Raw genomic sequence first — 570 nt, 5'->3', positions numbered from 1 at the left:
CTCCGTAAGCGGCATCGCTTACGATCATGCCCGCCCCAGATCTGGGGCGGGCCCATCCCCTCAAGGAGAAATCACATGCCCAAGCGAGAGCCCGACTGGGATAGCCCGTACATCCGTCCCATCCACGAGGGGCGCGCGGAGTGCCTCGACACCAGCGGCATCATCAACCTGCGCGTCGGCCACGCTGACCAGGTCGAGATCGCGCACTGCCACCTCATCGAGGAGGCGGGCGCCTGATGCGGATCAAGAAACGTGGCGGTCGAGCCCTCGACATCCACATCCGCTACGTCCTGCGTCCCGCCCCCGAAGACGCCACGCCCACCATCGTCATCCTGTCGGCCCCGCACCGTCCGTTCCTCGGCGGGACCGCCTACCAGGCGTACACCTACCTCACCAACCGGGCGGGCCGGGCCTGGTGGGAGCCGGCCGGAGACCTGTGCGACGACCTCGCCACCTGCCTGGAAGCCGCCACTGCCCACGTCGGCGAACTGTGCGGCCAGGACAATCGGACCCCGTTCGACCCGCCCGTGAGCTGGCCGATCCGCGCTCTGCTCCTCCTGGCCTACGAAC

2 protein-coding genes are annotated in these 570 nt (G+C 68.6%); both read left to right on the top strand.

Going from position 1 to position 570, the window contains the following annotated elements:
* Nucleotides 1-75 precede the first annotated feature (75 nt).
* On the top strand, nucleotides 76-237 hold the full coding sequence (locus ABD844_RS52725) for a hypothetical protein (RefSeq protein WP_344897843.1): 162 nt from the start codon (nucleotides 76-78) through the stop codon (nucleotides 235-237).
* On the top strand, nucleotides 237-570 hold a 334-nt coding region (locus ABD844_RS52720; RefSeq protein WP_344897840.1), incomplete at its 3' end, for a hypothetical protein. The genes ABD844_RS52725 and ABD844_RS52720, both read left to right, overlap by 1 nt.

The sequence above is a fragment of the Nonomuraea antimicrobica genome (genome assembly GCF_039536965.1).
GTDB classification, from domain to species: domain Bacteria; phylum Actinomycetota; class Actinomycetes; order Streptosporangiales; family Streptosporangiaceae; genus Nonomuraea; species Nonomuraea antimicrobica.
The sequence above is the reverse complement of the archived record's forward strand: the minus strand, read 5'-3'. Positions and strand labels throughout refer to the sequence as shown.

Coding starts and splice junctions, on each gene's coding strand:
- ABD844_RS52725 (WP_344897843.1), top strand. CDS start 76: ATGCCCAAGCGAGAGCCCGACTGGGATAGCCCGTACATCCGTCCCATC.